This window comes from Nocardia sp. NBC_01730, from assembly GCF_035920445.1.
In the GTDB taxonomy this organism is placed as follows: domain Bacteria; phylum Actinomycetota; class Actinomycetes; order Mycobacteriales; family Mycobacteriaceae; genus Nocardia.
Map to the genome: position 1 here is coordinate 2,625,917 of NZ_CP109162.1, position 13,887 is coordinate 2,639,803.

At 65.9% G+C, this 13,887-nt stretch carries 12 protein-coding genes and 2 pseudogenes; 9 read left to right on the top strand and 5 right to left on the bottom strand.

Features of this window, described 5'->3' with window-relative positions; genetic code table 11:
• The first annotated feature begins 187 nt into the window (after nt 1–187).
• Nucleotides 188–691, top strand: a complete 504-nt coding sequence (locus OHB12_RS09965) for a nitroreductase/quinone reductase family protein (RefSeq protein ID WP_327118312.1) — start codon at nt 188–190, stop codon at nt 689–691.
• A gap of 7 nt (nt 692–698) precedes the next feature.
• Here OHB12_RS09965 and OHB12_RS09970 read toward each other — a convergent pair whose 3' ends face one another.
• Nucleotides 699–2,018: an aspartate aminotransferase family protein gene (locus tag OHB12_RS09970; protein ID WP_327118314.1), complete on the bottom strand. Its 1,320-nt coding sequence runs from the start codon at nt 2,016–2,018 to the stop codon at nt 699–701.
• An 89-nt stretch (nt 2,019–2,107) separates the two neighbouring features.
• On the opposite strand from OHB12_RS09970, the gene OHB12_RS09975 reads away from it, so the two are divergent.
• Together OHB12_RS09975 and OHB12_RS09980 are read left to right on the top strand one after the other, a co-directional pair.
• The gene (locus OHB12_RS09975; protein WP_327118316.1) at nt 2,108–2,359 is read left to right on the top strand and encodes a hypothetical protein; all 252 of its coding nucleotides are present in this window, start codon (nt 2,108–2,110) and stop codon (nt 2,357–2,359) included.
• A gap of 368 nt (nt 2,360–2,727) precedes the next feature.
• Nucleotides 2,728–3,213: a hypothetical protein gene (locus OHB12_RS09980; protein WP_327118318.1), complete on the top strand. Its 486-nt coding sequence runs from the start codon at nt 2,728–2,730 to the stop codon at nt 3,211–3,213.
• A gap of 726 nt (nt 3,214–3,939) precedes the next feature.
• Here OHB12_RS09980 and OHB12_RS09985 read toward each other — a convergent pair.
• Nucleotides 3,940–4,498, bottom strand: a pseudogene (locus OHB12_RS09985) (aldo/keto reductase).
• 403 nt (nt 4,499–4,901) lie between these two features.
• Here OHB12_RS09985 and OHB12_RS09990 point away from each other — a divergent pair.
• The 3 genes from OHB12_RS09990 (at nt 4,902) to OHB12_RS10000 (ending at nt 7,587) form a co-directional block, all read left to right on the top strand.
• A complete protein-coding gene (locus OHB12_RS09990; RefSeq protein ID WP_327118320.1) occupies nt 4,902–5,096 on the top strand; it encodes a hypothetical protein in 195 nt (64 codons plus the stop codon).
• A gap of 354 nt (nt 5,097–5,450) precedes the next feature.
• The gene (locus OHB12_RS09995) at nt 5,451–6,467 is read left to right on the top strand and encodes a methyltransferase (protein ID WP_327118322.1); all 1,017 of its coding nucleotides are present in this window, start codon (nt 5,451–5,453) and stop codon (nt 6,465–6,467) included.
• 64 nt (nt 6,468–6,531) lie between these two features.
• A complete protein-coding gene (locus tag OHB12_RS10000) occupies nt 6,532–7,587 on the top strand; it encodes a hypothetical protein (protein ID WP_327118324.1) in 1,056 nt (351 codons plus the stop codon).
• A 227-nt stretch (nt 7,588–7,814) separates the two neighbouring features.
• On the opposite strand, the pseudogene OHB12_RS10005 reads toward OHB12_RS10000, so the two are convergent.
• Nucleotides 7,815–8,459, bottom strand: a pseudogene (locus OHB12_RS10005) (IS701 family transposase); the annotation flags it as partial.
• Nucleotides 8,460–8,713: 254 nt separating this feature from the next.
• Here OHB12_RS10005 and OHB12_RS10010 point away from each other — a divergent pair.
• The 3 genes from OHB12_RS10010 (at nt 8,714) to OHB12_RS10020 (ending at nt 11,059) form a co-directional block, all read left to right on the top strand.
• Nucleotides 8,714–9,982 carry a GNAT family N-acetyltransferase gene (locus tag OHB12_RS10010; RefSeq protein WP_327118328.1) on the top strand — a complete coding sequence of 423 codons (1,269 nt, stop codon included), beginning with the start codon at nt 8,714–8,716 and terminating at the stop codon, nt 9,980–9,982.
• A gap of 130 nt (nt 9,983–10,112) precedes the next feature.
• Nucleotides 10,113–10,649: a hypothetical protein gene (locus OHB12_RS10015; protein WP_327118330.1), complete on the top strand. Its 537-nt coding sequence runs from the start codon at nt 10,113–10,115 to the stop codon at nt 10,647–10,649.
• 266 nt (nt 10,650–10,915) lie between these two features.
• Nucleotides 10,916–11,059: a hypothetical protein gene (locus tag OHB12_RS10020; RefSeq protein WP_327118332.1), complete on the top strand. Its 144-nt coding sequence runs from the start codon at nt 10,916–10,918 to the stop codon at nt 11,057–11,059.
• A gap of 331 nt (nt 11,060–11,390) precedes the next feature.
• On the opposite strand, the gene OHB12_RS10025 is transcribed toward OHB12_RS10020, so the two are convergent.
• Nucleotides 11,391–12,428, bottom strand: a complete 1,038-nt coding sequence (locus tag OHB12_RS10025) for a TIGR03842 family LLM class F420-dependent oxidoreductase (RefSeq protein WP_327118334.1) — start codon at nt 12,426–12,428, stop codon at nt 11,391–11,393.
• Nucleotides 12,429–12,450: 22 nt separating this feature from the next.
• Complete coding sequence (gene hydA / locus OHB12_RS10030; protein ID WP_327118336.1) at nt 12,451–13,872, bottom strand: dihydropyrimidinase; 1,422 nt, start codon at nt 13,870–13,872, stop codon at nt 12,451–12,453.
• Nucleotides 13,873–13,887: the final 15 nt, after the last annotated feature.

Here is a 13,887-nt window from a genome sequence, read left to right on the forward strand (position 1 = left end):
ACCAGCGCGACGGCAGTCGGTCGCCGCGGAAACCATCGGCCACCGCGCTGGCGAGTCTCGGCCACCGCCCCGCGTACCCGGCCGCGCCGTTCGATACTGGAGTCATGAGCGAGCGCAGCGAGCGAACAACAAGCACGGCCGAGCATCGCTCGGTCATGACGGAGCCTCGCGTCAGCGAGGCGCAGTCATGACCGAGAAACCTTGGTCCGAAAACCCTTACGGCACACCGACCACGTCCGGCCCCGAACCCATTCCGTCGTATCAGCGGGTGGTGAACGGGGTCGTGCGGACGCTGCTCCGTGTCCCGGGGATCTCCGGCGTTGTCGGCAAAAGGTTGATGATCCTGCACATTGTCGGGCGCAAGTCTGGCACCGTCTATGACGTGCCACTGGCCTACACGAGGCACGGGGAGGCACTGCTCATCGGCACGGCCCAGCACCCCTGGGTCAAGAACTTGCTCGCAGGCGCACCGGTGCAGGCATCGTTCGGCGGGAGACCACGCACGTTCGACCCGGTGGTCCACACCGCCGAGGTCGACGTGCTGCGGCTCTACGAGATCATCGCGCGGGACAACCGGCAGAACGCGAAGTTCAACGGTATCGGCCGCACCGCCGACGGTTCGCCCTCGAAAGCCGACATCTACCAGACCTGGCAGCAGGGCGGCGTCGTGGTCGAGCTGACGCCGCACTGAAACCGGATCAGCCCGCCTGGACGTAGCCGTCGGCCACGTCGAGCACCTCGTCGACGATCTCCAGGCCGGACCGCAGTTCGTCCGCCGTCGTGGTGAGCGGCGGTGCGATCTGGAAACGGTTGCCCGCGTTGAACGGCCACAGCCCGCGTTCCTTGGCCGCCGCGGTGACTGCGGCCATCGGTTCGGCGGCCGCGCCCGCGGCGGCGAACGGGACCAACGGCTGCCGGGTGTGCGGGTCGCGCACCAGTTCCAGCGCCCAGAAGAAGCCGAGCCCGCGCACCTCGCCGACGCTCGGATGCCGGGTGGTCAGCTCCCGCAAACCTTTTCCGAGCACGTCGGCGCCTACCGAGCGCACGTGGTCCAGGATGCCGTCTCGCTCGAACACCTCGATCGAGGCGACCCCCGCCGCGCAGGCCAGCGGATGTCCGGCGTAAGTGAGACCACCCGGATACACCGTGTGGTCATACCGCTGGGCGATCCGTTCCGCCATGAGCACGCCGCCGAGCGGGACGTAACCGGAGTTCACGCCCTTGGCGAACGTGATCAGATCCGGCGCGACCCCGAACGCCTGCACCGCGAACCACTCGCCCACCCGGCCAAACCCGACCATCACCTCGTCGGCGATGTAGACGATGCCGAATTCGTCGCACAGGGCACGCACCCCCGCGAGATACCCAGGCGGCGGTACGAGCACGCCGTTGGTGCCGACCACCGTCTCCAAGATCAGACCCGCGATGTGTTGCGGACCTTCCAGTTCGATCACCTGCCGCAGATGGGCCAGCGCGGCGGCGGTCTCCTCCTCGGGAGTGGCGGTGTCCCACGGCGAACGATACGGATACGGTCCGAAGAACCGCACCACGTCGACGTTGGTCGGCTCCGCGCCCCAACGGCGGGGTTCACCGGTCAGGCCGATCGCGATGCCGGTGCCGCCGTGGTAAGAGCGATACGCGGCAAGCATTTTCGTGCGCCCGGTGTAGCTGCGGGCGAGGCGCACCGCATGCTCGACGGCTTCCGCGCCGCCGGTGGTGAACAGGATCCGGTTCAGCTCGCCGGGCGCCCGTTCGACGATCAGGCGTGCCAGCTCGCTGCGCGCCTCGTTCCCGACAGTCGGCGAGATGGTGGTGAGTCGCTGTGCCTGCGCCACGATCGCGGCGACGAGGTCGGGATGCTGATGGCCGATGTTGACGTTGACGAGCTGGGAGGAGAAGTCGAGGTAGCGTTTGCCTGCGGCGTCCCAGAAGTACGAGCCGGACGCCCCGGTGATCGGCACCGGGTTCAGCTCGGCCTGGGCGCTCCACGGATAGAAGACGTGATCTGACCCGATCATGGGGCGAATTCCCCCTTCGAAGCTGGATAGAACAGCACATTGGCACCATAGCCCGATTGCGACTCCTGCGCGGCCGGAGGCGCGGGTCTATGACGAGAACTGTCCCGCCTGTGATTCCACACAGGTCCGAAGGCCTCGGCCAGGCCGTCACGCATCCCGGAGCCACGGCACGAGACATGGTCGAGCTGCCGCTCGCCTCCATGCGTCGCCATCGCCCGGACGCGGCCAGGTACTCGTTGCGTCCGGTCGATACGCATGGACAGATCATGGACCGTGAGCTGGTCGCTCATGGGGCTGGGAGCCGGGTGACCGCCTCGGCTGGCGTATCCGCGGCGGAATAGCCGTCCTGTCCCTCCGCGCGAACGGCTCCGCCGCGGTGACGCGGAAGGGCTACCTTCGACTACCGACGGAACTGCGAGGCTGCGGCCCTCCTACTGAGCAAACTCGGCGTGACTCCCGAGGACCTGCTGCGAGCGGGCTCGTCCTCTCGCACACCTCGACCGACCTTCGCCACGTATTTCCGCAACTTCTCGCCGCAATACCCGAGGGAGGGACACGGAAGGCATACAAGAGCTGCTGGACAAGAATTCTCGAGGTCCCTGGCTGGCCCGACCGGCCGATCGACGAGCCCACCACCACTGATCGCGAACAATTGATCGGGACCTCGAGAAATCTCCGCCTGATCCGCAGCAACGATCGCGGAGGCCGAGTGGCCGCACAGAACACAATCGCCGCGTTGCGGTGCCTGTATCGCAAGGCCGAGAACGACGGGCATATTCCGGACGGTCGCAGTCCGGCCCGAAAGCTGACCAGACCCCGAAGTCGGCCATCGAGCCGCCGGGCCATCTCGAGCTTGGTTCTGGCCGAAATCAACCAAGTAGCCGGACGCACCGGAAACGATCCGGAGCTCGACACTCTGCTGCTGCGCCTCCACACCGAGAAGGCCTGCCGGATCTGCGGTGCGTTGGCATTGCGGCGTCTGGATCTCGACCCGGGTCAGTGCTTGATCCGGTTGCGGGAGAAAGGAGGTAGCCAACGATGGCAACCGGTCTCCCACACCTTGATGCGGGCACTTCTCCGGCATCATGAAATCCGGGGCGGCAGCTCCGACGAGCGGCTGCTGCGCTATCGCAACGGTGCCGACAACACGCAAGCGATACGAAATCCTCTGGAAACGCTTGCGGGATCCAGTTGACCGTACGCCGTTGGAGAATCGTCTGCCCCGAGCCGAATACGGAAACAACACTCTGGGCCGCGAGTATCCTGCGGTATCAAAGATCTTTCGGCAATTGAGTGATTCTGGGTCATGAGGAAAGCCCGGCATGCTGAGGAAGAACCGTAGCAGGCGCAGCTGGCCTCGAGCAGAGGCCAGGCGATCTGTGAACGGACAGTCCCCCTGAACGGCCTCGGGCACACGAGAACTCAACACAAGCAGATGCCGACGAACGTGCGCAGCCCAGACGTCCGGAACCGATGATTCCCGCTATCGGGGGAGATCGAAATACGCCCCGCGGCCGTCGTGATTGGCGGTGACCGTGCCGGTCTTTGTGCCGCAAGTGGGTCCGGTTCAACGGTGACACTGTCGGTGGCGAGCAGGTGCTCGCGTGCGACGGTGATGGCGGCCATGTCGGCCAGCTGGCGGGTGTCGGCGAGGTGCCGGGAGCAGTTGCTCGTCGGTCCATGCGGGCCGGTGTGCCCGAGCCGCCGTGCAACGGCAGCTTAACTCGCGGGCACACCGGCACCGTCTGCGCGGGCCTGGATAGCGGTCAGGTCCGCGCACCCGGTCGATCGCGTCGATCTGACCGAGGACGTCGGTCCTGGCCGTGGTGTCCGACGCGGCAGTCTGCACGATCTGACGCAGGCGGGTGCCTACGGCGGCAATCTGGCGAATCCGGCGCAGCATCGTTGCCTGTGCGGGCGGTCAGCGGTCGATAGTTGCCATGACCTTTTCCTCGTGGCGCTCGCCGGCGGCGGGGTGAGGTTGTTGAGCCGTTCGAGCTGTTCGGCGCTGAGCTCGATGGCGTCGGCGGCGGTGTTCTCCTCGACGCGGGCGACCCGCTTGGTGCCGGTGATGGGGGCGATGTCGTCGCCTTGGGCGAGGAGCCAGGCCAGGGCGATCTGCGCTGGGGTGGCACCTGCCTCGGTGGCGACAGCCTGGACTTCGTCGACGATGCGCAGGTTGCGCTGGAAGTTCTCGCCGGTGAAGCGCGGATTCCAGAGGCGAAACGAGGCCGAAATTTGATCGCGAGCACGACCTGGTCACGACGGCCGTTGATGGCCCGGCCGACCAGTTCCTCGTTGATGAACGGGCCGTAGACCTCGGCGGTGTCGATGAACGTGACACCCAAATCCAACGCCCGGTGGATAGTGCGGATCGACTCGGCGACGCTACCCTCCCCGACGTTGTAGTAGCCGGACATCGACATGGCACCCAGCCCGATCCGGGAGACATCCAGTCCACGCAAAGAGACGTACTTCATCAGAAAACTCCGTTCTGTGGTTTCCAGTTTTCCAGGCGATCCCGGGCCTGGAGTGTCGGGCAGCGGCTCACGGCGAGTGCCCCGGCGGGCCGACCTGCGAGTGCCGTGATCACTGTGTTCAGCCCGTTACGCAATTGACCACGCGCTGGCCAATGCTCGTTCCCTCCAAAGAGGCCCGGTTGTTCCGGGGTCTGCCAGTACCCTTTCCGGGACGCTGAACAGCGGGTTCCGTCGTACGGTGGACCGATGGACCGCCGCACCGAGATCCGGGAGTTCCTCCGCGCCCGCCGTGGTGTGCGATGTGCTGGGTTCTCGACCGGATCCGTTACCGCGGAACGCGTTTGATCGTCGTCGAGCGGGGCTGGTGATGGCGTCGATGATGTTGGCGGCGTAGCGGCGGTGTTTGGCGCGGTTGGCGGCGTTGACTCTGAGTTGGCGGGTGGAGGGCTGGTCTACGGCCGGGTCAGGGTCGCGCAAACGGCTGCAGGCGGCCCGATCGCAGGGCGGCTACACCACCGCCATCATCCTCGCCGACCCCACCGAACCAGAGCCTGCCGACAGCGAGATATGGGCGGGGCCGGTCGGAGTCGACGACTAAGGCGGACACCGAGCTTGTGGCCTGTTCCTTCTCTGTTGTTGCCGGATGGTACGTGATTGGCGCACGCCCACAAGCGATTCAGGGTCTTCATCACGTGGTTGAAGTACCCAGGCGGCGGTCGAGTGCCGGACCGGTGCGGCAGCCGCCGCGCTGACACGACTCAGGACACCACGCACGCACCGACATCGACCAACTCCAACGCCGGATCGGCATGCTGGAAGGGGCGCCGCCTCGCCGAGCTGAAAAGTCGACTGGGCGAATGTGATCAGAACTTCGTCGCGACCCGCGCAGCCAGCCGAGAACTGTTGACGAACATGAAAAAGCTGCGCTGCGTTCCGGATAGAATTGTCCCTCATGGCCTCTACGCCAGCTCTTGACATGCTGCGGCTCCTGGGCGGTTTCCAGATTTCGCAGGCACTGTATGTCGTGGCACGTACTGCGATTGCGGACCAGCTCGTCGCCGGACCTGTGCCGATAGCTCGTCTGGCTGAGTTCGCAGGTGTGCGCGAAGACATGCTGCGGCGCGTGGTCCGGTCGCTCGCCGCAGAGTCGGTGTTCATCTATGACGCGGACGAGGATATCGTCGGTCTCGGCCTTTTGGGCCCGACGTTAGTGAGCGAGAGCCCCGGGTCGGTCCGCAACGTCGCGCTCATGTGGATGCAGACCCACTACCTCGCGTTCGCCGAGTTGGAGGGCACCCTGCATGACGGTGTGCCGGCGGCCGAACACGCGCATGGGCGCCCGTTCTACGCTTGGCTCGGTGACGACCCCGCACGGACCTCCATTTTCAGCGCTGCGATGGCGGACCTGATGCGTGTCATGCGTCGAGACGCATTGGCGTCGCTGCGCTTCGACGGAGTACGAAGAGTTGTGGATATCGGCGGGGCCGACGGCACTGTGCTCGGAGGCCTCGCGACCCGTCACCTCCATCTTCGAGGCACGGTCTTCGACCTGCCTCATGTCGTAGCTGCCGCGCCTGGTGTGTTGCGGGAACTGGGTGTCGGCGAACGCATCGACACCGCAGCTGGCGACGCCTTTGTGGCCGTCCCTCCCGATGCGGATTGCTACCTGGCCTGTGGCGTGCTGCAGGGATGGAACGACGAGCAAGCATCCCACGCCCTCGCCCGCATCCACGAGGCCGCAGCTCCTGATACCCGCTTGGTCATTGTCGACATGGTCGTCGGCGAGAGCTCCGAACCGCAGCTCGTCGGGCTCTTGGACCTCACAATGATGGCTATGTCGGGCGGACGCGGTCGCACCGCTCAGGATTGGCAGAACCTACTGAGCGCCGCGGGATTCCGGCTTGATCAGATCAGACCCCACGGGCCGGTATGCGTAATCGAGGCCAGCCGTCAGCCGCACAAGCCGTGAGTATTCGATACGCACAATCGCACCGATTGCGGATGACCTTCGGGATCATGGAGGGGCGCTGGGTATGGCACACGGGACTGTCAGTAACGAGAGGGACCCGGATGAGCTGCTCGTCCTTCCACTCCCGCAGCTCCTGCCACGGAAGCGTTCAGAGTTGGAGTCCGCCGCCAGGACGGTGATGGATTCGTCCTTGGCGCCTGGCAGGATGCACGACGACGCACGCACTTTCGCAATCGCGGCGAAACGCTGCCTTGCTCGCTATTGCGGCGATCTCGCCGACAACCCGACGAACATCGCAGAGCCGACCGGTGAAGACTTCACCGGACACGATTCCTTCTTCGCAGTCATTCGCGTCTCGACCAAGCCGGAGGTCGCGCTGCTCGCCGGCGCTGCCCTGAGCCATGCCCGCATCTTGACGGACCTGACCGAGATGGGGACTACCCTTTCTCTCGATCAGGTGAGGGAATTGCTCGATGGATACGCAGCGATCTGCCGGTACGCGGGCATGCGCAGCAATGCCGATCACGGTCGGCCACGCACCGATTTCGGATACTTGGTCAGCGGCGGAGGCTACCGTCCTGCGACGCGTTGGCGATTGGGGCATCAGCACTTCTTCGTCCAGCTACAGTCGCTTGTCACGGCGTTGAACCTACTGAGCAGCGCCGTGGTAGGCGAAGACGAGCCCGGCATCCGCGAGGCGCTGCAGCTCGCCACGCTGCTGGCGCTCAGTGCATCCGCCGGCATGCGGTTTGCCGCAGATTTCCATGCCTGCGACTACCATTCGGTTCGCGGCTCGATGAGCCCGCCGCGCGTTGCCGCCGGATTCAGCGGCCTGCAAACCCGCGACCACCACGCCCTGGTCCAGGCGTTCCAGACCCTGCCGTTGGGTGTCCTGCGGTCGTTTCCCGCGGAGTACGAGACGTTCCTAACCGCCGTAGGCTCCGTGTACACCGCGCACGTCCACGTATGCGAATTCTTCGGTGACGGCGACGGGCCGAGCCTTCGCATGCAGACACGAGCCGCTGGACCTCACCGTCTATCCGGCGCCGCAGTGGCCGAAGCACTGGCACATTCCCGGCTCCGCATACTCGATCCAGCCGAGGACAGCAACGGTGCGTGATCAGCTCGGCCGCGGGACACCACGCTGTCCATTCCACGTCTCTGTGCAGTACGCGGCGGTGGAACGTGAGGGACGGCGAGCAGGGCACCCGCGGCGGTGGCGAGCATGCCATGGGCAACACTCGAGGACGGCTCTCACGCCATCCCGGTTCAGTGATACTGCAACAGAATCGGGGCGCCGAGGGATCCTCGCCGGTCGAGTTGACTCCGGCGCACCGGACCGTCCCAATAGCGGCGGACCTGGTAATGGTCGAGGCCGACTTCGGTTTTGGCGGTCTGGAAGCAGTCCTCGATCGGCCAGCGGGCGCCAGCGACCCGGATCAGTTCGTCATCGCTGGTCCCGGTGGGTGCGCAGCACCGGTAGTAGGCGATTTCGAGCTCGCCAGTTGTCCACGAGTAGGTCGGCAGCGAGCCACCGCCCAGTCGAACATCCGCGGCCCTTTGGCGCCGGCACCGCAGCTGAGCCGTTTCCATGCTTGCGAAGGTGCTTGTGCAACAAGGTGATCAGCGCGGGTGCAGCCCGCGGTGACCGGGATGGTTTGGCTGCGTGGGACCGCGACCACATAGCCGATCCGCCGCTCTTCCAGCCAGGTCCGGAACTTGTAGTCACCGCCGTAGGCTTCCTCCGCGGTAACCCACCGCGCGGGCACTCCGGCATCCAGCGCCCGTGCCAGCATTTGCTTGGCCAACGTTGCTTTGGTGGCGAAGGCAACCTCGTCGGGCACCGACAACCCCGTCGACATCCCACGCAGCCTTGTTCAACAGCCGCTGCGTCCCGTCCGGCGTCATATCGCCAGCCGCTTCCGCCAAGGTCCAGCCGTTCTTACCGGCCAACGGCGCCAACAGTCCCCACACACCCATCGATGCCTGGACCACGACCCGGCCGCCCCGCACCGTCCCGTAATCCTTTGCGGACCAACCTGCGATCCTTTGGACGAGATGCGAGCCGCGACTTCATATCACCTCCCGGTGGACCTCGAGGCCGGAAACCGGCTGATGATCACGGGCGCGTACTGCATGACCTTTTGCGACGGTGGGGTTCTGCGGGTATCCACCACTTCGCCAGTACACCTGCCCGTACAGTCTTCGTGTGATCCAGTCCGTACACCTGTAGAGGACGCCTGCCCGTGAGCCACACCCTGCCTGATGGATTCAGTCTCGTAGAAGGAATTCCCGAGGATCGTTATCCCGAATGGCTGGGCTGCTGGTTGACCACGCTCGCTACCCCGACCGACCCGGATCCGGCCATTGTGGACTTCCACCGCCAGGTCTATCCGCCCGAGCGAGCCATCGCGATCCAGGACAACCACGGGTACGGCGCGACGAACACTTCGCTGGACTGCGACCTGGTTCTGCCAGGTGGCGCCGCGGTGCCGGCGGCCTTGTGCACCGGTGGTTTCTGCCACCCGACACTTACTCGACGGGGGCTGATGACGATCATGCTGGATCGGCTGTACCGACGGGCCGCGGAGGAGGAGAAGGCTTTGTGCGCGGATTCGCCCTCGGAGTGGCCCATCTACCAGCGATTCGGGCACGGCCCTGCTGTCTGGTACGAATATGCTGAGATCGATGTGCGCCGGGCGGGTTTGCGCGACGATGTGCCCGGAGCAGGCATCCGGCCGCGGCGAGTCATCGGGAAAGAGGCCGGGAAAACTGCCCAGCGGGTGTACGCACTGCAGGCCGCAGCGACCCCTGGCGAAGTCATTCCCCCCGCGGCCTTCTGGGATCGGCTTTCCACCGAGCCGTCCTCGCCCGCATTGGAGACGACACTGTCGCTCAGCGGTCCCGGCGGCGGACCACGGCATTGTGCCGCGATCGAAAACCGCGGCTTCGTCTCGTACCGGATCACCCCGGGTTGGACACCGGAGCAGGCACCCAATGGTGTGCTGAAGGTTATCGACTTTCTGGCGGCCGACAGCGAAACCGCAGGTGCGCTGTGGCGGTATCTGTTCTCGATCGACATGATCGGCGAGATCCACGTGCGGCGGCTGCCGATGGACGATCCGCTGCGCTGGTGGGTCACTGACGCACGGTGGATTCGGAGTCTCCGCCGGGACGGGCTTTGGCTGCGCCTGCTCGACGTACCCAGGACGCTGGAGGCCCGTCAGTGGTCGGCCGACGGCGTACTCACGATTCGGGTGCACGACGCCAGGGGCTATACAGCGGGGACCTACCGTCTGGAAGTCGACAGCGGAGTGGGTGTGTGCCGACGTACGACAGCAGAGCACGACCTCGAGATGGACGTGTCGACCCTGGGCGCGATCGTGCTTGGTGGGACCTCGGCTTCCGGCGTCCATCGGGGTGGACGCCTTCACGCCCGAGACCCTCGCCATGTGCGGCTCTGGGATGTCATGGCCACTCCAGAGCGTGCACCCTTTGTGTCCTACTTGCTCTAGGCGACGAGGGACGCTTTTCACCAGCCAGCCCGCACTCGCGGCCTCAAACACCACAGGGTAGCCAAATCCGGGGCAGCTCAGCGAGTCAACCGAACTCGGGGCAGTCCCGAATAACGGAAAGGAACGATCTGTGATCTCCAGGATCTTCGATAATGAGAGCAGGCGCCGTATGAACATGTCCGGCATCGGTGCTCGCGCCAGCGTCTGCGTGGCAATTGCGTTCCTCGGCTGTGCAGGGACCCTCACCCCCGCCTCCGCCACCCCCTTGCCAAGCGACGATATCGAGGCTATTTGTGTCGCGCAGATGGCCGCACTTCCCATTATTGCGGAAACGGGGATCTTCACGGGGCAGGACACAGTTTCGTGCACTGACAGTGAGGGGAAGCCTCTGGCCTCGGGAACATCGGAGATTGCGAGCACGGCCGCCGGTTCGCAATGCGAGGACACGGTCACAACTCACTGGACCGACGGGACACGTACCACCACCAAGACCAACGGACACACGGACATCGCAAACAAAGCGTTCGCAGCCACCGGACAGGTGTCCGCCGACAGCACGCGCTTCGCGAACGACACCGTGACCGTCGTCGGTAGCGGCGCGGTACCGAACTGCGATGACGGACCGCAGTCGGGCGTCTCCGTCTACGTCGTCACTTTCAGGCACTGAAGTCTGACTTGAGATTTAACCGTGTGGCCCCGGCTGTGCCGGGGCCACACGGGTTTTGCCGACATCGGGGTGTGGTGCGATGTGCCGGTTCTTGGAGCCTTTCGGTCAGCCGGGGCCGGGTCTGGACTGTTTCGGCGCGCTGGCCGGAAGGGGGTTTTCCGGCGGAGGTGGCGAAACCCGCAGGCCGAGATGCCCACAGCCACAAAGGTTTCGGGTTACGGTAACCGGGCAGCCGATCCACGCTCAGCAGGATCAGGCTGCCCTCGATGATCGGCAACGGACCGCAGTGGGTGGCTCAGCGACCGGAATGGGTGAGCCGGGGATGCAGCCGCGACCATGCCTCGGTGCGGGCGGTGACGGTGCTGGTGGTGACCGAGGGCGCTGGTAGGTGGCCGGGTCGGCAAGGTTGAACAGAGGCCCGTGGGGCGGCGGGCGGCCGGTGCGTGCCCGCCGCTGCCGGAAGCAGTACACCCGGTCGGAACCGACCCGGCCCAGCAACTGCACCGGCAGATCGGCCAAAAGCAAGGCCAGCCAGCAGATGTCGTAGCCGGCCGGCGCCGCTGTCGAGGCCGCTCTCATCGGGCCTCCACCAGTACCTCACACGGTCGGTGTCGCCGGGCGCTCACAGCGCACACAAGCTGCCACGCCGCAGCCGCCGCGACGGCGCACCACGTGCCGATTCCCACCGCGCTCATAGCGCACGCCACGCTCGGCCGACGGACGCCGCGGCCGGCCACCTGCTCATCCAACCCCCTCGGTAGCGTTCACCGGATGCGCCAGGCGCGGCAGCACCGATTCGCCGTACGCCTCCAGCGTCGCGGTCTTGGCGTCGTGCTGGAGGTATACCGCGAACTGGTGGACGCCGAGCTTCTCCAGCTCGCGCAGCCGGGCCAGCTGGTCGTCGGGCGTGCCGAGCAGGCAGAAGCGGTCCACAATGGCATCGGGCACGAACTCCGCGTGCGTATTGCCCGCGCGCCCGTGCTGGTTGTAGTCGTACCCCTGCCTGCCCGCGATGTATTCGGTGAGCGCGGCCGGAATGTCGCTGCCCGACCCGTATTTCGCGACGAGGTCGGCGACGTGGTTGCCGACCATTCCGCCGAACCATCGGCACTGCTCCCGTGCGTGCGCCAGCGCCGAATCCGATCCGTCGGTGATGTACGCGGGCGCGGCGACGCAGATCCGGATCGACGCCGGGTCGCGGCCCACCCGTTCGGCCGCCGCCCGCACCCGGGCGATGGTCCACGCCGTGATGTCCGGGTCGGCCAGTTGGAGGATGAACCCGTCGGCCACCTCCCCGGTCAGATCGAGGGCGCGGGGACCGTACCCGGCCACCCACACCTCCAGCCGCGAGGCGGCCGCCCAGGGGAACCGGACGACGGTGTCGCCGACCCGCGCGCTGCGGCCGTTGCCGAGTTCCCGGATCACCTCGACCGATTCCCGCAGCGTGGCCAGGGTGGTCGGCTTGCCGCCCAGGGTCCGCACAGCCGAGTCACCGCGACCGATCCCGCACACGGTGCGGTTGCCGAACATGTCGTTCAGCGTGGCGAAGGTCGACGCCGTCACCGTCCAGTCCCGGGTGGCCGGGTTGGTCACCATCGGACCGACGACGACCTTGCGGGTGGCGGCGAGGATCTGGCTGTGGATGACATAGGGCTCTTGCCAGAGCAGATGCGAATCGAAGGTCCAGACGTGCGAGAACCCGTGCGTCTCCGCCAGTCTGGCCAGTTCGACCACCCGCGAGGGAGGGGGTGTGCATTGCAGCACCACGCCGATGTCCATGCGGCACTCTCCGTTTCGAGGATCAGAATAGATTCTGCGACAGTTCACGTTTGACGAACCGGCCGTGCCCCGCGCTACCGAGGTACGTGCCGTCGTCGACGATCACCCGGCCGCGGGACAGCACCGTGTCGACATGACCGTCGATCTCGAAGCCCTCATAGGCCGAGTAGTCCATGTTCATGTGATGGGTCTTGCCGAGCCCGATGCTGGTGTGACCGTTGGGGTCGTAGAGCACGATGTCGGCGTCCGCGCCCGGGCTGATCACGCCCTTGCGCGGGTACATGCCGAACATCCGAGCCGGTGTGGTGCAGCAGACATCGACCCAGCGTTCCAGTGCGATCCGTCCGGCCTTGACGCCCTGGAACATCAGGTCCATCCGGTGCTCGACGCCACCGATCCCGTTCGGGATCTTGCTGAAATCGCCTAGGCCCATCTCCTTCTGGTCTTTCATACAGAACGGGCAGTGGTCGGTGCTGACGGTGGCGACGTCGCCGGTGCGCAGGTAGCGCCACAGCTCGTCCTGATGTCCTTCGGCCCTGGACCGCAGCGGCGTCGAGCACACCCATTTGGCCCCCTCGAAACCCGGTGCGCCCAACTGCTGTTCGAGCGAGAGATACAGATACTGCGGGCAGGTCTCGCCGAACACGTTCTGGCCGTTGCCGCGCGCGGCGGCGATCTGCGCGAGCGCCTGCTCGGCCGAGACGTGCACGACGTACAGTGGCGCACCGGTCAGGTGGGCCAGCATGATCGCACGATGGGTGGCTTCCTCCTCCATCTGCCACGGCCTGGTCGTGCCGTGGAAGTACGGAGCGGTGTCCCCGCGCGCGATCGCCTGTTCGACAAGTACGTCGATAGCGATCCCGTTCTCGGCGTGCATCATGAGCAGCGCCCCGAGGTCACCGGCGGACTGCATGGCCCGCAGGATCTGGCCGTCGGTGGAGTAGAAGACACCGGGGTAGGCCATGAAGAGTTTGAAGCTGGTGACCCCTTCGGCCACCAATTCGCTCATCCCCTTCAAGGATTCGTCGTTGACCTCACCGATGATCTGATGGAAGCCGTAGTCGACCGCGCACTGTCCCGCCGCCTTCCGGTGCCAGGCGCCGAGCGTGTCCTGCAGCCGCTCGCCCGGTTTCTGGACGACGAAATCGATGATTGTGGTGGTGCCGCCCCAGGCGGCGGCGCGGGTGCCGGTTTCGAAGGTGTCGGATGCCTCGGTGCCACCGAAGGGCATCTGCATGTGGGTGTGGCCGTCCACGCCACCGGGGATCACGTACTTGCCGGTCGCGTCGATCACGACCTCGGCCGATTCCGTGAGGTCCGCGCCGAGCGCGGTGGCGCCGGGTTGCAGGACGGCGACGATGGTCTCGCCGTCGACCAGTACGTCGAGCGGTTGCGATCCGGTGGACGAGACCACCGTGCCGCCGTGGATGAAGGTGCGCGTCATGTCGGTCTCACCTGT

Bases quoted from the DNA above. Each gene is read 5' to 3' on its own strand.
- OHB12_RS09965 (WP_327118312.1), top strand. From the start codon at position 188: ATGACCGAGAAACCTTGGTCCGAAAACCCTTACGGCACACCGACCACG.
- OHB12_RS10025 (WP_327118334.1), bottom strand. From the start codon at position 12,428: ATGGACATCGGCGTGGTGCTGCAATGCACACCCCCTCCCTCGCGGGTG.
- OHB12_RS09975 (WP_327118316.1), top strand. From the start codon at position 2,108: ATGACGAGAACTGTCCCGCCTGTGATTCCACACAGGTCCGAAGGCCTC.
- OHB12_RS09970 (WP_327118314.1), bottom strand. From the start codon at position 2,018: ATGATCGGGTCAGATCACGTCTTCTATCCGTGGAGCGCCCAGGCCGAG.
- OHB12_RS10000 (WP_327118324.1), top strand. From the start codon at position 6,532: ATGGCACACGGGACTGTCAGTAACGAGAGGGACCCGGATGAGCTGCTC.
- hydA (WP_327118336.1), bottom strand. From the start codon at position 13,872: ATGACGCGCACCTTCATCCACGGCGGCACGGTGGTCTCGTCCACCGGA.
- OHB12_RS09995 (WP_327118322.1), top strand. From the start codon at position 5,451: ATGGCCTCTACGCCAGCTCTTGACATGCTGCGGCTCCTGGGCGGTTTC.
- OHB12_RS10020 (WP_327118332.1), top strand. From the start codon at position 10,916: ATGATCGGCAACGGACCGCAGTGGGTGGCTCAGCGACCGGAATGGGTG.